The organism is Albimonas marina (genome assembly GCF_029223255.1).
Taxonomy (GTDB): Bacteria; Pseudomonadota; Alphaproteobacteria; order Rhodobacterales; family Rhodobacteraceae; genus Albimonas.
The window spans coordinates 97,675-116,780 of sequence record NZ_JARHUC010000009.1 but is presented as its reverse complement, the minus strand read 5'-3'; the positions used below and the strand labels follow the sequence as shown (position 1 = coordinate 116,780).

The 19,106-nt window shown below is 75.1% G+C and carries 15 protein-coding genes; 9 read left to right on the top strand and 6 right to left on the bottom strand.

Annotated elements, in window-relative coordinates; genetic code table 11:
* Positions 1-44 precede the first annotated feature (44 nt).
* Together P2H44_RS21735 and P2H44_RS21730 are read left to right on the top strand one after the other, a co-directional pair.
* Positions 45-1,253 (top strand): THUMP domain-containing class I SAM-dependent RNA methyltransferase, encoded by a 1,209-nt coding sequence (locus P2H44_RS21735; RefSeq protein WP_275767044.1) that lies wholly within the window; start codon positions 45-47, stop codon positions 1,251-1,253.
* Between the two features lie 99 nt (positions 1,254-1,352).
* Entirely contained in the window at positions 1,353-2,852 is a 1,500-nt protein-coding gene (locus P2H44_RS21730; protein ID WP_275767042.1) for an aldehyde dehydrogenase, read from the top strand.
* A gap of 461 nt (positions 2,853-3,313) precedes the next feature.
* Here P2H44_RS21730 and P2H44_RS21725 read toward each other — a convergent pair whose 3' ends face one another.
* The 3 genes from P2H44_RS21725 to hemF form a co-directional block, all read right to left on the bottom strand.
* Positions 3,314-3,751 carry a metallopeptidase family protein gene (locus P2H44_RS21725; RefSeq protein WP_275767041.1) on the bottom strand — a complete coding sequence of 146 codons (438 nt, stop codon included), beginning with the start codon at positions 3,749-3,751 and terminating at the stop codon, positions 3,314-3,316.
* A 7-nt stretch (positions 3,752-3,758) separates the two neighbouring features.
* The gene (locus tag P2H44_RS21720; protein ID WP_275767039.1) at positions 3,759-5,075 is read right to left on the bottom strand and encodes a calcium-binding protein; all 1,317 of its coding nucleotides are present in this window, start codon (positions 5,073-5,075) and stop codon (positions 3,759-3,761) included.
* Between the two features lie 90 nt (positions 5,076-5,165).
* A complete protein-coding gene (gene hemF / locus P2H44_RS21715; protein ID WP_275767037.1) occupies positions 5,166-6,083 on the bottom strand; it encodes an oxygen-dependent coproporphyrinogen oxidase in 918 nt (305 codons plus the stop codon).
* Between the two features lie 228 nt (positions 6,084-6,311).
* Here hemF and P2H44_RS21710 point away from each other — a divergent pair, with 228 nt between their 5' ends.
* The 4 genes from P2H44_RS21710 (at position 6,312) to P2H44_RS21695 (ending at position 11,942) form a co-directional block, all read left to right on the top strand.
* Positions 6,312-8,174 carry an ABC transporter ATP-binding protein gene (locus P2H44_RS21710; protein WP_275767036.1) on the top strand — a complete coding sequence of 621 codons (1,863 nt, stop codon included), beginning with the start codon at positions 6,312-6,314 and terminating at the stop codon, positions 8,172-8,174.
* A 446-nt stretch (positions 8,175-8,620) separates the two neighbouring features.
* Entirely contained in the window at positions 8,621-9,751 is a 1,131-nt protein-coding gene (hisC, locus tag P2H44_RS21705; protein ID WP_275767035.1) for a histidinol-phosphate transaminase, read from the top strand.
* A 17-nt stretch (positions 9,752-9,768) separates the two neighbouring features.
* Positions 9,769-10,707: a prephenate/arogenate dehydrogenase family protein gene (locus P2H44_RS21700; protein ID WP_275767033.1), complete on the top strand. Its 939-nt coding sequence runs from the start codon at positions 9,769-9,771 to the stop codon at positions 10,705-10,707.
* On the top strand, positions 10,704-11,942 hold the full coding sequence (locus P2H44_RS21695; RefSeq protein WP_275767031.1) for an extensin-like domain-containing protein: 1,239 nt from the start codon (positions 10,704-10,706) through the stop codon (positions 11,940-11,942). Before P2H44_RS21700 ends, P2H44_RS21695 begins: the two co-directional genes overlap by 4 nt.
* A gap of 163 nt (positions 11,943-12,105) precedes the next feature.
* On the opposite strand, the gene P2H44_RS21690 is transcribed toward P2H44_RS21695, so the two are convergent.
* Positions 12,106-13,122: a DUF2125 domain-containing protein gene (locus P2H44_RS21690; RefSeq protein ID WP_275767029.1), complete on the bottom strand. Its 1,017-nt coding sequence runs from the start codon at positions 13,120-13,122 to the stop codon at positions 12,106-12,108.
* A 147-nt stretch (positions 13,123-13,269) separates the two neighbouring features.
* On the opposite strand from P2H44_RS21690, the gene P2H44_RS21685 reads away from it, so the two are divergent.
* Complete coding sequence (locus P2H44_RS21685) at positions 13,270-13,830, top strand: gamma-glutamylcyclotransferase (protein WP_275767028.1); 561 nt, start codon at positions 13,270-13,272, stop codon at positions 13,828-13,830.
* Positions 13,831-13,840: 10 nt separating this feature from the next.
* Here P2H44_RS21685 and P2H44_RS21680 read toward each other — a convergent pair whose 3' ends face one another.
* Positions 13,841-14,941 (bottom strand): LysM peptidoglycan-binding domain-containing protein, encoded by a 1,101-nt coding sequence (locus P2H44_RS21680; RefSeq protein ID WP_275767027.1) that lies wholly within the window; start codon positions 14,939-14,941, stop codon positions 13,841-13,843.
* Positions 14,938-16,164, bottom strand: coding sequence for a cytochrome P450 (locus tag P2H44_RS21675; protein ID WP_275767026.1), 1,227 nt, complete (start codon positions 16,162-16,164; stop codon positions 14,938-14,940). The genes P2H44_RS21680 and P2H44_RS21675 overlap by 4 nt, the downstream gene beginning before the upstream one ends.
* A 516-nt stretch (positions 16,165-16,680) precedes the next feature.
* On the opposite strand from P2H44_RS21675, the gene gcvA reads away from it, so the two are divergent.
* Together gcvA and yddG are read left to right on the top strand one after the other, a co-directional pair.
* Positions 16,681-17,661, top strand: a complete 981-nt coding sequence (gene gcvA / locus P2H44_RS21670; RefSeq protein WP_275767025.1) for a transcriptional regulator GcvA — start codon at positions 16,681-16,683, stop codon at positions 17,659-17,661.
* Positions 17,662-18,043: 382 nt separating this feature from the next.
* Positions 18,044-18,976, top strand: coding sequence for an aromatic amino acid exporter YddG (yddG, locus tag P2H44_RS21665; RefSeq protein ID WP_275767024.1), 933 nt, complete (start codon positions 18,044-18,046; stop codon positions 18,974-18,976).
* The last annotated feature ends 130 nt before the right edge of the window (positions 18,977-19,106 follow it).

Below are 19,106 nucleotides of genomic sequence, written 5' to 3'. Positions count from 1 at the left end.
CACGGGGACTCGCCCGCGCCCGCGCTTCGCGCTAGGGGAGCGGGATGAACGCCCCCGCCCCCGCCGCAGACCCGCTCGAGATCTTCCTCGCCGCCACCCCGGGCCTCGAGCCCGCGCTGCTGGCCGAGGCCCGCGCCGCCGGCTTCGCCCGGCCCCGCGCCGTCCCCGGCGGCGTGCAGACCGAGGGTCCCTGGCCCGAGGCCTGGCGCGCCAACCTCGTCCTGCGCGGCGCCTCGCGGGTGCTGGTGCGCTTCGCCTCGTTCCGCGCAATGCACCTCGCCCAGCTCGACAAGCGGGCGCGCAAGCTCGACTGGGCCACGATCCTTCGCCCTGACGTCCCGGTCAAGGTCGAGGCCACCTGCCGCAAGTCGCGCATCTACCACGCCGGCGCCGCCGCCCAGCGCATCGCCCGCGCCATCGAGGAGGAGCTCGGCGCCCCCGCCGCCTTCGCCGGCGGCCACGGCGGACAGGCCGGCGCGCGCGACGCGCAGGGCGCCGAGGTGGAGGCGGACGCCCCCACCGAGCCGCCGCTGCGCATCCTCGCGCGCATCGAGAACGACCTCGTCACCCTCAGCCTCGACGCCTCGGGCGAGCCCCTGCATCGGCGCGGCCACAAGAGCTTCGTGGGCAAGGCCCCGATGCGCGAGACGCTGGCGGCCCTGTTCCTGCACGAGTGCGGCTTCGACCCTTCGCTGCCGCTGGTCGACCCGATGTGCGGCTCGGGCACCTTCGTGCTCGAGGCGGCCGAGATCGCCGCCGGCCTCGCCCCCGGCCGCTCCCGCCCCTTCGCCTTCGAGCGTCTGGCGAGCTTCGACGCCGAGGCCTGGGCCGCGATGAAGGCCGCCGCCGCGCCCGATCCCGCCCCGGCGCCCGCCCGCCGCTTCCACGGCTACGACCGCGACGACGGCGCCATCCGCGGGGCGGCCGGCAACGCCGAGCGCGCGGGCCTCGCGCCCTGGACCGACTTCCGCCGCCAGGCGATCTCCGAGCTGGCGCCGCCCGAGGGGCCGCCCGGCCTGGTGATCGTGAACCCGCCCTACGGGGCGCGCATCGGCGACAAGGGCCCGCTGCGGGGCCTGCATGCCGCGCTGGGCCGCGTGCTGGTCGAGCGCTTCCAGGGCTGGCGCGTGGGCCTGGTCACCTCGGAGGCCGAGCTCGCCCGCGCCACCGCCCTGCCCTTCCTGCCCCCCGGCCCGCCGATCCCCCACGGCGGCCTGAAGGTGCGCCTGCACCGCACCGACCCCCTGCGCTGATCCGGCCGCCCCGGGCCGCCCGCCCCGGCTTGCATCCCCCGGCCGCCCGTCGCAGGCTCCGCCCCGAACTCCGGCCAACGGAGCGCGAGGAGGAGCCCCATGAACCAGCACGCCCCGGCGCAGAGCGCCCTCGTCACCTATCGCCACTTCATCGACGGCGCCTATGTCGACCCGGCGGAGGGCGAATGGCTCGACAGCCACGACCCCTACCGCGACGCGGTCTGGGCGAAGATCCCGCGCGGCACCGCCGCCGACGTCGACCGCGCCGTGACCGCCGCGAAGCGCGCGATGACCGAAGGCCCCTGGGCGAGCATGACCCCCTCGGCCCGCGGCAAGCTGATGCGCCGGCTCGGCGACCTCGTCGCCGCCAACGCCCAGCGCCTGGCCGAGGTCGAGGTCCGCGACAACGGCAAGCTGATGTCCGAGATGCTGGGCCAGCTGACCTACCACCCCGAGTGGTGGTATTATTACGGCGGCCTCGCCGACAAGATCGAGGGCGGCGTGGTCCCCATCGACAAGGCCGGCCATTTCGCCTTCACCGACCATGAGCCGGTGGGCGTGGTGGGCTGCCTGACCGCCTGGAACTCGCCGCTCCTTTTCGTCGCCTGGAAATGCGCCGCCGCCATCGCCGCGGGCTGCGCCGTGGTGATCAAGCCCTCCGAGTTCGCCTCCGCCTCCACCCTCGAATTCGCGGCGCTCACCAAGGAGGCCGGCTTCCCCGACGGCGTCTTCAACGTGGTCTCGGGCCTCGGCGCAGAATGCGGCGCGGCGCTGATCGACCACCCGGACGTGGCGAAGATCACCTTCACCGGCTCGGATGCGACCGGCCGCCTGATCTATTCCCAGGCCGCGAAGTCGATGAAGCGCGTGAGCCTCGAGCTCGGCGGCAAGTCGCCCAACATCATCTTCGAGGACGCGAACATCGACGCCGCCGTCGCCGGCGCCGTCTCGGGCATCTTCGCGGCCACCGGGCAGACCTGCATCGCGGGCTCCCGCCTGCTGGTGCAGAACTCGATCAAGGAGGAAGTGACGGCGAAGCTCGTGGAGATGGCGCGCTCCGCCAAGATCGGCGACCCGATGGCGGCCGACACCAACATCGGCCCGGTCACCACGCCGCCCCAGCACGCCAAGATCCTCGACTACATCGAGATCGCGAAGGGCGAGGGCGCGACGCTGCTGGCGGGCGGCTGCGCCTCCTCGGCCGGCAAATGGTTCGTCGAGCCCACGATCTTCGCCGACGTCACCAACGACATGCGCATCGCGCAGGAGGAGGTGTTCGGCCCGGTCCTCTCGATCATCGGCTTCGACGACGAGGCGGAGGCGGTGAAGATCGGCAACGACGTGATCTACGGCCTCGCCGCCGGCGTCTGGACCCGCGACATCGCCCGCGCGCACCGCATGGCCAAGGCCCTGAAGGCGGGGACGGTGTGGATCAACACCTACCGCGCGATCAGCTACATGATGCCCTTCGGCGGCATGAAGCACTCCGGCCTCGGCCGCGAGAGCGGCATCGAGGCGGTGAAGGAGTATCTCGAGACCAAGGCCGTCTGGATCTCCACCTCCGACGCCCCTCCCGGCAATCCGTTCGTGATGCGCTGACCCCTCCCGCGGCGCCTTGCCGTTGCGCAAGGCGCCGCGTCGACCGCCGCGCCCCTGGCCCCCGTCGCGCCCGCGGCGCATCCCGGCGTCCGCGCCCGTGGCGAACTCCCCCCCGACCGTCGCCGCCCCGTCGCGACGCCCGCCCCAGGCGCCGGGCCCCATGCGCCCCCGGCAGCGCCTGTTCTCCGGAGCCGTCTCTCGCTGATGCCGTAAAGAGCGAGTCGCCGGGCGGGGTCAGGGATCGCGAAGCGACCCCGCGCCTGCGCGGGGCTTGTCCTTGACCCCGCCCGGCGACTCGCTCAGGCATCTTCAGCGAGAGACGGATCCGGAGGACAGGCGCGGGCGCTTTGTTCTTGGGTGAGTCAGGAGCCCGCCGGAGGCTCCCGCCCTCGCCCATCCAGGCACGCCCGGAGCCAGAAGCCCAAGCCCGCCCGCAGGGCGCCTCCGTCCCCGGTTCCCCGTCAGTCCCACCAGCGATCGACCGAGGCGATGCGCTCGTCCGACCAGCCGAAATGGTGCGCCAGTTCGTGGACCAGCACGTGGGCCACCAGGTCCTCCAGCGCCACGTCCCCGCGGTCGATCCACTCGTCCAGGATCGGGCGGCGGAACAGCCAGACCGTCTCGGGGGGCCCCGGCAGGTCGTCGTGGCGGCGCTCGGTCAGGGCCACGCCGTCGTAGAGGCCGGTCAGCTCGAACGGGTCCTCGATCCCGAGGTCGTCCAGCACCTCCTGCGAGGCGAAGTCCTCGACCCGCAGCAGGAACGGGCCCGCGGCCTCCAGCACCCAGGGCGGCAGCGCCTCGGCGGCGGCCTCGGCCATGCGCTGCAGGTCCTCGATGGACGGCGCCAGGCCCACGCCGGCCTGCGCGCGCCCCGCCTTGCGGCCGCCCCGTCTCAGCATCGCCCGCTCACAGGACCGCCGCGTCCTGCTCGATCGCCGCCTGCAGCGCGGCGGCGACCTCCAGGCGCTCGGCCTCGGCGCCGGGGTCGGACGCGTCCAGCGCGGCGATGGCGGTGATCACCGTGCCGGCGCCGGCCCCGCCCTCGATCACGTCGAAGGCGTAGACGCGGGTCCCGTCGTCGTCGAGCGCGTAGACGAGGATCGTCGCGCCCGCGTCGAGCAGCAGCCGCTCCTCCACCGCGCCGCCGCCCGGAGCGTCGGCGGCGCCCGCGGCCAGCGCGATGTCGGCGCGGTCGGTCCCGAAGGCCCCGCCGCGGAAGTCGAAGGCGTCGATCCCGCCGAAGCCCTGCAGCAGGTCGTCGCCCGCGCCGCCGTTCAGGGTCTGCGCCCCGTCGCCGCCGTAGAGCGCATCGGCCCCGTCGCCGCCGCGCAGGTCGTCGCCGGCGTCCGTGCCGATCAGCACGTCGGCGCGCTTGCCGCCCGACAGCAGGTCGACGCCGTCGCCCCCGATCAGCCGGTCGCGCCCCTCGCCGCCGTAGAGCGCGTCGTCGCCCGCGTCGCCGAACAGCTTGTCCCGCCCGGAGCTGCCCAGCAGCCGGTCTTTCCCCGCCCCGCCATAGAGCTTGTCATTGCCCTTCCAGCCCCCCAGCCGGTCGTTCCCGGCGTCGCCGGTCAGGAAATCCCCGCCGACCCCGGCGCTGAGGACGTCGTCCCCCGCGCCGCCGCCCAGGTTGTCGTAGCCGTCGCCGCCGAACAGGCGGTCGTCGCCGGCCTCGCCGCGGATCTGGTCGTCGCCGTTGGCGCCCAGGATCCGGTCGTCGCCGGCGCCGCCATCCAGGTAGTCGTGCCCGCCCTCGCCGAAGATCCGGTCGTTCCCGCCCAGGCCGTAGAGCCCGTCGGAGACGCCCGAGCCGACCATGACGTCGGCGCTCCCGGTCGCCAGCGCCTCCACGCCGGAGCGTCCGCCCGTCACCACGAAGCGCGCGAAGGCGCCCGCGAGGAACGCGTCCAGCCCGCCGTCGTCCACCCGGTCCATCAGGGAGGCGAGGTCCCAGTCGAGCCCGGTCCACGCCTGGAAGACGCCCTTCGGCCCCTCGAAAGTCATCTTGTCGGCGCGCCCGCCCGCGACCTCGCCGCCGTCGTAGCGGATCCGGCCCTCGACGGTCAGGCGCAGGGCGCCGTCCTCGAACACCACCTCGCGGCGGCGGTTCTGGACCGGCGAGCTCTCGAGCAGCGTCTGAGGAAAGTCCCCCCCGAACGGCTGCGGGTCGTCGAAGACCGAGACGCCGGGCGTCGAGCGGATCACCTTCACCCTGGCGGCCATGGCGCCTCTCCCTCCTTCAACGCTCCCACCGCCGCAGTCGGCGACGGATGGCGGCGCAGGTCAAGGGGCGCGGCCCCGGGCGCCGGCGCCTCAGGGCCACTTCGCCTCGGGCGGCATCGACATCAGCACCGCCTCGATGTTGTGCCCGGTCTCGAGGCCGAAGCGGGTGCCGCGGTCCCAGACCAGGTTGAACTCGGCGTAGCGGCCGCGGCGGATCAGCTGGTGCTCGCGGTCCTCGGGCGTCCAGGGCTCGGCGCGGCGCTTTTCGGTGATCGGCAGGAAGGCGTCCAGGAAGGCGCGGCCCACGTCCTGCGTGAAGGCGAAGTCGGCCTCCCAGTCGCCGGTGCACAGGTCGTCGTAGAAGATGCCCCCGACCCCGCGCGGCTCCTTGCGGTGGCGGTTGAAGAAGTACTCGTCCGCCCAGGCCTTGAAGCGGGGATAGTAAGTTGGATCGTGCCGGTCGCAGGCGCCTTTCAGCACGCCGTGGAAGAAGGCCGTGTCCTCCTCCACCGGCCGCATCGGGTTGAGGTCCGAGCCGCCCCCGAACCACCAGGCCGTCGGCGTCCAGAACATCCGCGTGTTCATGTGCACCGCCGGGCATTTCGGCGAGCGCATGTGCGCCACCAGGCTGACGCCCGAGGCCCAGAACCGCGGATCCTCGGCCAGGCCCGGGATCTCGTGGCGCGCGCTGAGCGAGCGCTGCGCCTGCTCCCCCAGGCGGCCGTGGACGGCCGAGACGTTGACCCCGACCTTCTCGAACAGCCGACCGCCGCGCATCACCGACATCAGGCCGCCGCCGCCTTCCGAGCCGTCCTCGGAATCGCGCCGGGTCTCGGTCCGCTCGAAGCGGCCGGGGGGCAGGTCGGCGTGGGGGCCGTCGGGGAAGGCCCCGGCCTGCGCGTCCTCCAGCGCCTCGAACGCGGCGCAGATCTGGTCGCGAAGCTCGGCGAACCAGTCGGCCGCGCGTGTCTTTTCGGCCTCGCCGACCGGCTGAATCGTCAGGGTCACGAATGGTCCTCCGGATTGTCGTTGATCCATTACGGTTCCTCGCTAGCTTCGCGCAACCTCGCCGAGGCCCCGCGATTCCTGCGGGGCGTGCCGGCCAGGTCGGCGGCGCGGCATCCCATTTCCCGTTTCGGCCCCTCGCGGGCGCCGGCCCCGTTCCTGCGACCTCCCCGGTCCATCCCCTTTCGGCGCGTCCCCATGGACGCGCGACGCCTGCTTCGGAGAGCCCTCATGCTCCCCCTTTATCGTCGTCTCCGCGACCTTGCGGATCCGTTCGTCGCCTACGAGGCGAAGACCCCGCCCGACCGCTACTGGCCCTTCATGTGGGCGATGCTGTCGCCGCTGAAGCGCCCGATGTTCGCCGCGGGCGCGCTGGGCGTGTGCGTGGCGATCATCGAGACCTCGCTGATCTGGTACGCGGGCCGTCTGGTGGACATGCTGGCCCAGGTCGGCGCCGAGCAGGGCGCGGAGGCGCTGTGGTCGACCCGCGGGCTGGAGCTCGCCTTCGTCGCGCTCCTGATCCTGACGGTGCGCCCGCTCGCCATCGGCGCGCAGATGGCGACGCTCGACATGCTGGTGGGGGTGAACGCGGTGGCGCTGGTGCGCTGGCGCGCGCATCGCCACGTGCTGGGCCAGTCGGCGAGCTTCTTCCAGAACGACTTCGCCGGCCGCATCGCCAACCGGATCGTGCAGACTGCGCCGGCGGTGGAGGAATCCGCCTTCGGCGCGCTGGAGGGGATCGTCTACTTCTGCTCCTACGTGATCGGCGCGCTGCTGGTGCTCAGCCAGGCCGACGCGCGCCTGGCGATCCCGATCCTGATCTGGCTGGTGGTCTACGGCACGATCCTGCGCATCCTGGTGCCGAAGATGTCCCATGCGGCGGAGGAGAGCTCCAAGGGCCGCTCCGCCCTGACCGGCAAGATCGTGGACGCCTACACCAACATCCAGACCGTGAAGCTCTTCGCCCACGGCAAGCGGGAGCTCGACCTCGCGCGCGAGGCGATCGAGGACCTGCGCGAGCGCGACGGGAACGAGATGGCGCTGATGTCGCTGATGTCGTTCTCGCTGGCCCTGACCGGGGGCCTGCTGATCGTGGGCGCGCTGGGCACGGCCGTGTGGCTGTGGTCGATCGGGGAGACGACGCTGGGCGCGGTCTCGGCCGCCTCCGCGCTGGTGCTGCGGCTGAACGCGATGATGGGCTGGATCATGTGGGTGACCTCCCAGCTCTTCCGCTACGCCGGGACCATCGCCGAGGGGATGATCACCATCTCGAAGCCGCACGAGATCGTGGACGTCCCCGACGCGGCCGAGCTGGCGCTGACCCGCGGCGAGATCCGCTTCGACGGCCTGCGCCACCGCTACGGCCGCCAGGCCGGGGGGCTCGACGGCATCGACCTCACGATCCGCCCGGGCGAGCGGGTGGGGCTGGTCGGGCGTTCCGGCGCCGGCAAGTCCTCGCTGGTCAACCTGCTGCTGCGCTTCCACGACGCCGAGGAGGGGCGGATCCTGGTCGACGGCCAGGACGTGGCGCGTGTCACGCAGGATTCCCTGCGCAACGCCATCGGCATGGTCACGCAGGACACCTCGCTCCTGCACCGCTCGGTCCGCGACAACATCCTCTACGGCAAGCCCGGCGCCTCGGAGGCGGAGATGCACGCCGCCGCCGCCCGGGTCTCGGCCCATGACTTCATCCTGGGGCTCGAGGACTCGGCCGGGCGCCGCGGCTACGACGCCCATGTCGGCGAGCGGGGCGTGAAGCTCTCGGGCGGCCAGCGCCAGCGCATCGCGCTGGCCCGGGTGGTGCTCAAGGACGCCCCGATCCTGGTGCTGGACGAGGCGACCTCGGCGCTGGACTCGGAGGCCGAGGCCGCGATCCAGGAGGCGATGGAGGAGCTGATGGAGGGCAAGACGGTGATCGCCATCGCCCACCGCCTGTCGACCATCGCCTCGATGGACCGGATCGTGGTCCTCGACGCCGGCCGCATCGCCGAGCAGGGCACCCACGGCGAACTGCTGGCCCGCGGCGGCCTCTACGCCGGCTTCTGGGCCCGCCAGTCCGGCGGCTTCCTGGGCGAGGACGCCGCCGCCGAGTAGCCGCACCCCGCAGCCGGGCGCCCATGGCGGCGCCCGGCCCGCCCCCGGAGCCCCCCGCCCCAGGCGCCCCGGGGAGCGCCTGTTCTTCGGAGCCGTCTCTCGCGGATGCCGGAAAGAGCGACTCGTCCCCGCCGGTCAGGGATCGCGAAGCGACCCGCGCTTGCGCGGGCTTGTCCTTGACCGGCGGGGGCGAGTCGCTCAGGCATCCATCAGCGAGAGACGGCTCCGAAGGACAGGCGCGGGGCGTTTTGTTCTTTGGTGAGTCAGGAGCCCGCCGGAGGCTCCCCCAGCCCAGATCCGGGCGCGCCCCCGGCCGCAGGCCCAAGCCCGCCCGCAGGGCGCCTCCGTCCCCCGCGCCCACGCGTCTCCCCCTCCGCCCACCTCTGCCTATGGCGCGCGTCCCGCTCAGCGGGTAAGGAGCGACGACGCCCCAAAGGAGACAGGCCGTGGCTTCTTCCTCGCCCGCCCGGACCATTCCGCCGCATCCGACCATCCGGCCCCAGCCCGGGATCCTGGATATCGCCGCCTATGTGGGCGGCGAGTCGAAGATCCCCGGGGCCAACCGGGTGATCAAGCTCAGCTCGAACGAGAACCCCTACGGCCCCTCGCCGAAGGTGGCCGAGGCCTTCGCGGCCGCCGGTTCGAAGCTCGCCGCCTATCCCGACGGCGGCCATGCCGAGCTGCGCCGGACCATCGGCGAGGTCCACGGCCTCGACCCCGCCCGGATCCTGTGCGGCAACGGCTCGGACGAATGCCTGGCGCTCCTCGCCCAGGCCTATGCCGGGCCGGGGGACGAGGTGATCCACACCGAGCACGGCTTCGGCCTCTACAAGATCAACGCCCAGATGGTCGGCGCGACGCCCGTCGAGGTCGGCGAGACCGACCTGACCACCGACGTGGACAAGATCCTCGCGGCCTGCACGGACCGCACGCGGCTCGTCTACATCGCCAACCCCAACAACCCCACCGGCACCAAGATCGGCCGGGCGGAGCTCGCGCGCCTCGCCGAGGGCCTGCCCCCGGCCGCCCTGCTGGTGCTCGACGGCGCCTACGCCGAGTTCGTGCGCGACGCCGACTACGACGCGGGCGCCGAGCTGGTGGACGCGCGGGACAACGTGGTGATGACGCGGACCTATTCGAAGATCCACGGGCTCGCCGCGCTCCGGATCGGCTGGATGTACGGCCCCGACCACGTGATCGACGCGCTCAACCGCTTCCGCCCGCCCTTCAACCTCAACACGGCCGCCCTGCTGGCCGGCGAGGCGGCGATGCGCGACGTGGCGCATGTCGAGCGCTGCGCGGTGCTCAACGAGGTCTGGCGCGACTGGCTGGTCAAGCGGCTGGCGGCGGCGGGCATCCCCTGCACGCCGACCCACGCCAACTTCGTCCTGGCGGGCTTCGGCTCGGCCGAGAAGGCCGAGGCCGCGGACGCCTTCCTGAAATCCCGCGGGCTGATCGTGCGGCGCACCGCCTCCTACGGCCTGCCCGACCGACTGCGCATCACCATCGGCGACGAGACCGGCTGCCGGGCCGCGGCGGAGGCGCTGGAGGCGTTCATGGCCGCCCGAAAGACCTGATCGGAAGACCTGAACGGATGACGATGATCTACGAGAAAGTCGCGCTCATCGGCCTCGGCCTGATCGGCGGCTCGTTCAGCCTCGCCGCCAAGCGCGCGGGGCTGGTGGGCCATGTGGCCGGCCACGCCCGCACGCCGGAGACGCGCGAGACGGCGCTGCGCCTGGGCCTGTGCGACAGCGTCCACGCCACGGCGGCCGAGGCCGCGGAGGACGCCGACCTCGTCCTGCTCTGCGTGCCGATGGGCGCGATGGCGCGCGTGGCCGAGGAGATCGCGCCTTCCCTCAAGCCCGGCGCCACCGTCTCGGACGTGGGCTCGGTGAAGGGCCCGATCCAGGAGGCGGTCGCGCCCTTCATCCCCGAGGGCGTGCACCTGATCCCCGGCCACCCGCTGGCGGGGACCGAGCATTCCGGCCCCGAGGCCGGCTTCGCCGAGCTCTTCGAGAACCGATGGGTGATCCTGACCCCGAACGAGGACACCGACCCGCAGGCGCTGGCCCGGCTGGCGGAGTGCTGGACCGGCTGCGGCGCGAACGTCGACACGATGGACCCCGCCCACCACGACCTGGTGCTGGCGGTGACCTCCCACGTGCCGCACCTGATCGCCTACACGATGGTGGGCGTCGCCGACGACATGCGCCGGGTGACCCAGTCCGAGGTCATCAAGTACTCGGCCGCCGGTTTCCGCGACTTCACCCGCATCGCCGCCTCCGACCCGACCATGTGGCGCGACGTGTTCCTGACCAACAAGCAGGCGACGCTCGAGATCCTGGGCCGCTTCACCGAGGAGCTCTTCGCCCTCCAGCGCGCCATCCGGACCGAGGACGGGCCGCAGCTGTTCGACTATTTCACCCGCACCCGCGCGGTGCGCCGGGGGATCATCCAGGCCGGGCAGGACACCGCCGCGCCGGACTTCGGCCGCTCCGCCCGCCGCACGGGGGAGAGCGGGAAGCCATGAGGACCGCGGCCCGGACCTTCGCCTCCGGGCCGCTTCGCGCGGCGCTCGCCATCGCGCTGACCCTCGCCGCCCTGCCCTCGGCCGCGCAGACGCCCGCCGCGCCGCCGGCCCGGCCGGAGGTGGGCCTCGCGCCCGCGCCCTCCGATCCGCCGCCGGCCTCCGCCTACGCCTCCGCGGTGCCGGAGGCCGCCCGCGTCCGCGACGCCGGCGACGGCCGCGGCGGCGCCTGGCCCGCGCCCCCGCCGCGCCGCCCCGGCGCGGCCGCGCAGCCCGAGGCCGCCTCGCCCCCGCCTCCCGTCGACGTCCCCCTGGCGGCGACGGAGCCCCAGGCCTCCCCCGCGCCCGACGCGCCCGCGCCGCCGCCCGCGCGCGGCCTGCCCGCCGACCTGCGCTCGACCCTCGAGGCGGCGGTGGCCGAGGCCCCGGACGGGCCGCAGACCGAGGCGCCGGCCGAGCTGCAGGCCGCGCCCGCGGCGCCCCCGGTCGCCCCGGCCGAGGCGACGCCGGCGCCCGGCCCCGTCCCGGACATGGGCACAGCGCTCGCCGCCGCGGTCTCGCCCCTGCCCGCCGCCCGGCCGCAGGCGCCGGCCGTCTCGCGGGAGCGGGCGGTGGCGAGCCTCCTGCCCGATCCGCGCTCGGGCGTGCGCCCGCCGCGCGGCGCGGTCTCCCGCCCGCAGGGGGAGCCTTCGGAGAGCGGCGCGCCGGCCGCCGCCGCGGGCGGGCTCTGCGGCGATCCGCGGCTGGCGGGGCGCCCGCAGGCGCCGATCGACGGCCCCGGCCGCTGCGGGATCGAGGCGCCGGTCGAGGTGACCCATGTGCTCGGCGTCGCCCTGACGCCGCCCGCGGTCGTCAACTGCCGCACCGCGAGAACCTTCGCCGGGTGGCTCGAACGCGGTCCGATGCGCGACGCGAAGCCGATGCTGGGCGCGCGCATCGCCAAGGTGCGCGTGGCGGCCAGCTACGCCTGCCGCTCGCGCAACTCGCGCCCCGGGGCGCGGCTGTCGGAACATGCGCTGGGCAACGCCGTGGACGTGCGCGCTTTCCAGCTGACCGACGGGCGCGAGATCGCGCCGCTGCGCGGCTGGGACAAGGGCGACGCCGGGCGTTTCCTGAAGGCGGCCTGGAGCAGCGCCTGCGGCCCCTTCGGCACGGTGCTGGGGCCCGAGTCGGACGAATACCACCGCGACCACCTGCACTTCGACACCGCCAGGCGCAGCGAGGCGTGGTGCCGCTGACCGGCCCGCGGCCGGCGCCCCGATCCGCAGATCCCGTCCTCCGCCCCGCCGCCGGCCCGCCAGGCGGCGCCGCGCCGGCCCCGCCGCGGCGAGCGTTCGACCCGCCACGGGCGCGCGCGTCGCGCCGCGGCTCCCGCGGCGGGCGAGCCCCGGCGCGGGCGGATCAGAACCGCGGCGCGGGGCCCAGCGGGATCGGGCCCAGGAACATGTCGCCGCCGGCGAAGCGCAGGGGCGCCTCCAGCCCCTTGCCGTCGGAGGTCAGGTTCGACATCAGCCGCAGCCCCGCCTCAAGCGCGCCCGCCAGGTCCTGGGGCACGGCGCCCGCGGCGACCGCCGCCTCCAGCACCCGCTTCCAGTTCGAGACGGCGAGGTCGATCGTCCCCTCCGGCACGCCCGCCGCGTCCACCTCCAGCCGGCCCGAGCCGCGGATCGACAGCGGCCCCCAGGTCACCACCGAGGGGCGCAGCCACACCGTCTCGGGGCGCAGCGAGCCGGCCTCGACCGCCAGCCGGTCGAGCGGGCGGCGGAACACGGCGGTGGCGACGATCTTCGCCTCCTCCATCCGCTCCGGCAGCTCCTTCGCCAGCCGCTTGCCCAGCGCCGCGCGCCAGGCGTCGGGGGGCAGCAGGCCCTTGACGTCGAGCACGCCGTCATAGGCGTTCTCGCGCCCCCGCTCCTCCTCCGAGGCGCGCACCGAGAGCTGGCCGTCCGTGATCCCCGCGGTCCAGCCGAGGCCCGAGCGCAGCTCGAGATCGTGCATCTCCAGGATCCCGCGGGTCAGCTCCAGCCGCGTGTCCGGCACGAAGGCGGCCGAGGCGCGGAGCTGGCGCGCCTCCACCTCCACCGTCTCGCCAGGCACGGCGATGCGGTGCACGCCCGGCCATTCGGCGATCACCTTGTGGGGCTGGTAGCTGAGCATGTAGGTGCGGAAGGTCGGCGCGGCCCAGGCCCAGCCGGCCTCGGGGTCGGATAGGCGCAGGCCCTCGGCGGTCATGTCGAAGCGGTTGGGAAAGCCCGCGACCGAGACGTCGGCCTCCGCCTGCCAGCCGTCGGCGCGGCGGTCGGCCAGCCAGCCGGTCACGGCCTCCTGCTGGGCGGTCGAGCCGACGTACCACCAGCCGCTCCAGGCGGCGAAGGCCAGCAGCAGCGCGCCCATGATGATGCCGAACCAGCGTCCCATCCGATCACCTCTCGTTCCGCCCGCCTTTTCCGCGGGCCGCCTTTTCCGCGGGGCCGTGACGGGGCATATAGCGGGCCCGAGGCGAGAGGGCGACCCGCCGGCGCCGGACCTGCGGCGGACGGCGGCGGAACGAGGAACGAAGACGCGATGCTGGGACGGGACGAAAGCGGCGCCCTGTGGGTGTTCGGCTACGGATCGCTGATCTGGAACCCGGGCTTCCCCTGGGCCGAACGACGCGCGGCGCGCCTGAGCGGCTTCCGCCGCGCCTTCTGCCTGCGCTCGATCCGCTATCGCGGCACGCCCGAGGCGCCCGGCCTGGTGCTGGCGCTGGCCGCGCGGCAGGGCGCCGAGTGCCGCGGCCTCGTCTACCGCGTCGCCCCCGATCACGCCGACGACGCCCACGCCTACCTGCGCGAGCGCGAGATGGTCACCGACGCCTATCACGAGACCGTGCAGGAGCTGGAGGTCGAGGGCCGCGCGCCGGTCCGGGCGCTGGCCTACGTGATCGACGAGGGGCATCCGCAGTACACGGACCTCTCCCCCGCCGGACAGGCCGAGGTGATCCTGCGCGCCCGCGGCCCGGCGGGATCGAACCGCGACTACCTGCACAACACCGTCGCCCACCTGCGCGACCTGGGCCTGCCCGATCCGGAGCTGGAGGCGCTGGACCTGCGGGTGCGCGCCCTGGCCGGCGAGGCGCAGGCGTAGGGCGCGCCGCCTACTCCTCCCCCTCCAGCGCCGCCAGCCCGCGGTCGAGCGTCTCGATCGCCGCGCGGCCGCGGGGGTTGGCGGGATGGGCGAGGGCGACGAGGGACAGAGCCTCGGGCGCGCCCTCGGGCGCGAAGCGGCGCAGGCCGGCCGCGAGATCGGCGAAGAGCGCATCCTCGGCGAAGAGCGCGGCGGCGTCCGCCTCCCCCGCCGCGACCATGCGCAGGCACTCGGCGGCGGTGGCGGGGGCCGCCCGCACCGCGCGCGGGGGCGCGAGTCCGAGGGCGGCGAGATCGGCGACGCTGCGCCCCTCCGGCCGGCAGATGCGCCGTCCGGCCAGGTCCGCGGGCCCGCGCGCCGCATCCCCCGCCCGCACGAACCAGGCGAGCGCCACCGAGGCGAGCGGCCGCGACAGGTCGTAGCGCGCGCAGATCTCGGCCGAGGCCGCATCGAGCCGCGCCAGCGCCGCGCAGTCCGGCGCGATCCAGGCGAAGGCGAGGTCGGCGCCGGCGCCCGGCGCGATCTCGGCGCGGGCGTCGCCCTCTCCCGCCTCGATCTCGACCGCCCGGCCGGACGCGCGGGCCAACGCCGCCTCGAGCCGGGCGCGCGCCCGGTCGGAGGCCGGCAGCGCCGCGGCGTCCCCGCCCCAGGCCACGCGGATCGGTCCGGCCTCGGGGTCCGGCGGCGTCGGCGGAGGGGAGGGCAGCGCGGCGGCGGCCGGCGCCTCCGCCCGCTCGGCCGGGGCTTCGGGATCGCCGCCGGCGGGTTCGGGCGTCTCGGCGTCTGGCGTCGCGGGATCGTCGGTCGGATCCGGCGCCGCGGCCTCCGCCGTCTCGGAGGGAGGGTCTTCGGGCGCCCTTGCCGGGGCCTCGGCCTCCGGCGGACAGGGCAGGCGCAGCACCTGCCCGACCTCGATATGGTCCGCGCTCTTCAGCCGGTCCTTGTTCAGCACGTAGATCGCCTGCGGGTCCGGCGCGCCCGGCGCCTCGCGCGCGATCCGGGCGAGCGTGTCGCCGGCCACGACCTCGTGCTCCCCGCAGCCCTGCGCGGCGGCGGCGAGCGTCGAGGCCCACAGGACGAGCGGCGCCAGCGCGGCGCCGGCCGCTTTCACGGCGCCACCCGCAGGGTCTGGTGGCCGTGAAAATGCCAGCGGCCGGACCGCTCCGGCGCGCCGGCCAGGCGCAGCTCCGGCAGGCGGCGGAACAGCACCGCCAGCGCCGCGCGCATCTCGAGCCGCGCCAGCGGCGCGCCGACGCAGAAATGCAGGCCCGCGCCCAACGAGACGTGCCGGTCGGCCCCCTCGCGGCCCAGGTCGGGGCGGGCGGGGTCGGCGAAGGCGGCCGGGTCGCGGTTGGCCGCGCCCAGCAGCAGGCCCACCTCCTCCCCCAGCCGCAGGCGCAGGCCCGCGACCTCCACCTCGCCCAGCGCGTAGCGGGAGAAGAGATGCAGGGGCGGGTCGTGGCGCAGGCACTCGTCCACCGCCCGCTCGCCCCCCGCCCGGCCGAAGGCGGCGCGGTCGAGGCCCTGCTCGACCACCAGGCGCACGGCGTTGCCGATGGCGTGGACCGTCGCCTCGTGGCCCGCGTTCAGCAGCAGGATGCAGGTGGTGACCAGCTCCGGCTCGGACAGGCGCGCGCCGCCCTCGGCGGCGGGATCCTCGGCGGCGATCAGCGCGTCGATCAGCGCCTCGCCGGGGCGGCGGCGACGCTCGGCGATCAGTTCGCGCATGAAGGCGGAGAAGGCCTCGGTCGCGGCGACCGCCCGATCTTCGGCCTCGCGATCGCGCCCGGCCTGGTACATGCCCACCATGTCGTGGGACCAGGCCAGCATCTGCGGCCCGGCCTCGACGGGGGCGCCCAGCAGCTCGGCGATCACGGTCAGGGGGATGGGGGTGGCGTAGGCCTCCATCAGCTCGACCTCGCCGTCGAAGCCGTCGATCAGCGTCTCGGCCAGCGCCTCGATGCGCGGGCCGAGACCGGCGATGGCGCGCGAGGTGAAGGCGCGGTTCACCAGCCGGCGCAGGCGGGTGTGGACCGGGGGCTCGCGCTCCAGCAGCGAATGCGCTTCGAAGGCGTAGAACGGGGCCAGCCGCTCGGGGATCGGCTCCCAGCCCAGCGCCTCGCGCGAGGCGAGGTGCGTGACCTCCCGCCCGAAGCGGCGGTCGCGCAGGACGGCCGAGACCTCGGCGTGTCCGCACAGCACCGGCTTGCCCAGCTCCTCCCAGAAGGCGACCGGGCCCAGCGCGCGCAGGCGTTCGTAGGCCGGGTAGGGATCGGCCATGAAGGCGGGGTCGGTGGGGGACTGGCGGAAGCGGGGCAGGTCGTCCGGCCTCATGACGCACTCCTGCTCGCTCGGCAACGCCGCAAACTGCGCCGCGCAGGCGGGCGAGGCAAGGGCGAGGACGCGGCGATTGCGGGGCGAATGCAGGGGGATGGCCGGCGCCGCGGAGGGAGGCCGCGGGCGCCGGCCCCGGAGGGGGAGGGCCGCCGGCGCCCCCGTCCCCTCAGGTCCGCGCGGCGCCGGCCTGCGCCGGGCGGACGAACGCGGCCCGGCGCCTCGCCGCGGCCCGGACCCTCGCGCCGGCCCGGGCGAGAGCGCCCGGGATCCACGCGACGGCCGCCCGCGCGGCGCCGCGCATGGCCCGGCTGCGGGCGCGCCGCGCCCAGATCGTGGCGGCGACGTAGTCGGCGGGGCCCGAGCGGGCGAAATCCATCTCCGTCATCGGATCAACTCCATTTCATCGGGGCGCGGGCGACGCGCCCTCTTCTCCATCGAATATCGGCATGCAATGGTGCGGCGACAAACGAGTTCTCCCGCCCTTCGGACAAGCCTGCTTTAACTGAGCCCCCGATGCCGGATCCCCGCCTCCCCCCGCTCGACGCCCTGCGCGCCTTCGACGCCGCCGCCCGGCACATGAGCTTCGCCCGCGCGGCGGAGGAACTGCACGTGACCCCCGCCGCCCTCTCCTGGCGCATCCGCCAGCTGGAGACGGAGCTGGGCACGCCGCTGTTCCGCCGCCTCAACCGCGCGGTGGAGCTGACCGAGGCCGGACGCGCCCTGGTCCCCGGCGTCGCCCGCGGCTTCGAGGCGTTCCGCGAGGCGCAGCGCGCCGTGCGGCGGCTGGGCGAGGCCCGCCCGCTGACCCTGACCGCCGGCCCCGCCGTCACCGCCAAGTGGCTGGCGCCGCGCCTGTTCCGCTTCGCCGCCGCGCATCCCGAGATCGAGCTGCGCTTCGTCGCCTCGCTGCGCACGCTGGATTTCGACCGCGACGAGGTGGACGCCGCCCTGCGCCTGTCGGGAGAGCCGGGGCCGGGCCTGTTCTCGAAGGCGCTGTGGCGCGACGCGCTGGTGCCGATGTGCGCGCCCGCGCGGGCGACGCGCCTGCGCCGGCCCGAGGACCTGGCCGGCCACACGCTGATCCACGACGATTCGATCTCCCGCACCGCCGGCGCGCCCGGCTGGGCGGAGTGGTTCGCCGCCGCCGGGGTCGCGCCGCCGCGGGTCGAGGGCGGGCTGCGGTTCTCGAGCTTCGATCCGGCGGTGGACGCGGCCCTGCAGGACGCGGGCGTGGTGCTGGGGCGGCTGTCGCTGTGCGCGGCGGACCTGGCGGCGGGGCGGCTCGCGATCCCCTTCGGCCCGATCCTGCCGATGCCCGGCGCCTACCGTTTCGTCTGCCCGGCGGGGGCGGAGCGCGACGCCCGCCTCGCCGCCCTGCTCGCCTGGCTGGAGGCGGAGACCGAATCGACGCGCGCCCAGCTCGCCCCCTTCGGCTTCGATCCGACCGGCGGCGAGGATCGGCCGGGGCCGGGCGAGGCGCCTGAACGCGCATGAACGACGGCGCGACGGGGCATTGTCGCCGGTTGGGAAGGCCGTCGCCACCTATCCCAACGGATGCTCAACATTGGGGCGTTTTCGCCGCAATCGCGTCGAAACCCCGCCGTGATCGACGACCACGGTCTGTCTCAAGGCGCGTGTTCCCAGAGCTGCGACCGGGAAAACGCCCCTCGGATCCGGCGTGTCGACGCGATTGCCCCCCCTCTGACCGTCGACACGCCGGATCCACCCCCTCCCCCTCCTCGCCCCCCCGCGGGCTTGACCCTGTCCGGCGCGCCCGGCAGACCGGCCCGCGTGCGCCAAGGCCCGTCGGCGCCCGTCCGAGGATGCCGAGCATGATCCTGCGCCGCCCCGCCCCCATCCCTCCCGGGGCCGCCCGATGAGCGCGGCCGAGGCCGGGGCCCGGCTGCGGGCGACCGCGGTCGGGGCGCTGGCGGTGCTGCTTTGGGCGCTGCTGGCGCTGCTGACCGTGCGCTCGGGGCAGGTTCCGCCTTTCCAGCTGACGGCGATGTGCCTGGGCGTCGGGGCGCTGGTGGGGGTGGTCTGGGCGCGGGTCGCCGGACGCTCGGCGCTGGCGGCGCTGCGCCAGCCCTGGCCGGTGGCGGCGCTGGGGATCGGGGGGATCTTCGGCTACCACTTCTTTTACTTCACCGCCCTGCGCAACGCGCCCGCGGCCGAGGCGGGGCTGATCGCCTACCTCTGGCCGCTGCTGATCGTGCTGTTCTCGGGCCTGCTGCCGGGGGAGCGGCTGCGCCCGCTGCACCTGGTCGGCGCGCTGGCGGCGCTGGCCGGAGCGGCGCTGATCCTCGCGCCCGGCGGGCGCATCGCCTTCGCGGGCGAATACGCGCTGGGCTTCGCCGCGGCGGGCCTGTGTTCGCTGCTGTGGTCGGGCTACTCGGTGCTGTCGCGCCTCGCGGGGAAGGCCCCGACCGAGGCGGTGACCGGCTTCTGCCTAATCGGCGCGGTCCTCTCGGCGCTGGCGCACCTGGCGCTGGAGCGCACGGTCTGGCCGGCGACGGGGGGCGAGTGGCTGGCGGTGCTGGCGCTGGGGGCGGGGCCGCTGGGGCTCGCCTTCTACGTCTGGGACGTGGGCGTGAAGCGGGGCGACATCCAGCTCCTGGGGGTGGCCGCCTACGCGGCGCCCCTGCTCTCGACCCTCGCGCTCGCCGCGGCGGGGGAGACGGCGCTGACCCCGGGCCTCGCCCTGTCGGCGGCGCTGATCGCGGGGGGCGCGGGGCTCGCCGCGCTCGGCTCCTCGCGGCGGGGCCGCGGCGCGGCGCCGGTGGACCCGCCAGAGCGCCCGACGGCCTGAGGCGCCCGAGGGCCAGACGCGTTCGGCGCCGGAACGTCCCGCGGGCCTGCCGCGAGTCGGCGCCCCGAAAACAAGGCGGGGCGCAGGCCCCCCGGCCGCGCCCCTGCCCCGGAGCCACCAGCCCCCCTCC

Excerpts from the sequence above, each read along its gene's own strand:
- P2H44_RS21735 (WP_275767044.1), top strand. The coding sequence starts at position 45 with ATGAACGCCCCCGCCCCCGCCGCAGACCCGCTCGAGATCTTCCTCGCC.
- P2H44_RS21730 (WP_275767042.1), top strand. The coding sequence starts at position 1,353 with ATGAACCAGCACGCCCCGGCGCAGAGCGCCCTCGTCACCTATCGCCAC.
- P2H44_RS21725 (WP_275767041.1), bottom strand. The coding sequence starts at position 3,751 with ATGCTGAGACGGGGCGGCCGCAAGGCGGGGCGCGCGCAGGCCGGCGTG.
- P2H44_RS21720 (WP_275767039.1), bottom strand. The coding sequence starts at position 5,075 with ATGGCCGCCAGGGTGAAGGTGATCCGCTCGACGCCCGGCGTCTCGGTC.
- P2H44_RS21710 (WP_275767036.1), top strand. The coding sequence starts at position 6,312 with ATGCTCCCCCTTTATCGTCGTCTCCGCGACCTTGCGGATCCGTTCGTC.
- P2H44_RS21700 (WP_275767033.1), top strand. The coding sequence starts at position 9,769 with ATGACGATGATCTACGAGAAAGTCGCGCTCATCGGCCTCGGCCTGATC.
- P2H44_RS21695 (WP_275767031.1), top strand. The coding sequence starts at position 10,704 with ATGAGGACCGCGGCCCGGACCTTCGCCTCCGGGCCGCTTCGCGCGGCG.
- P2H44_RS21690 (WP_275767029.1), bottom strand. The coding sequence starts at position 13,122 with ATGGGACGCTGGTTCGGCATCATCATGGGCGCGCTGCTGCTGGCCTTC.
- P2H44_RS21685 (WP_275767028.1), top strand. The coding sequence starts at position 13,270 with ATGCTGGGACGGGACGAAAGCGGCGCCCTGTGGGTGTTCGGCTACGGA.
- P2H44_RS21675 (WP_275767026.1), bottom strand. The coding sequence starts at position 16,164 with ATGAGGCCGGACGACCTGCCCCGCTTCCGCCAGTCCCCCACCGACCCC.
- gcvA (WP_275767025.1), top strand. The coding sequence starts at position 16,681 with ATGCCGGATCCCCGCCTCCCCCCGCTCGACGCCCTGCGCGCCTTCGAC.
- yddG (WP_275767024.1), top strand. The coding sequence starts at position 18,044 with ATGAGCGCGGCCGAGGCCGGGGCCCGGCTGCGGGCGACCGCGGTCGGG.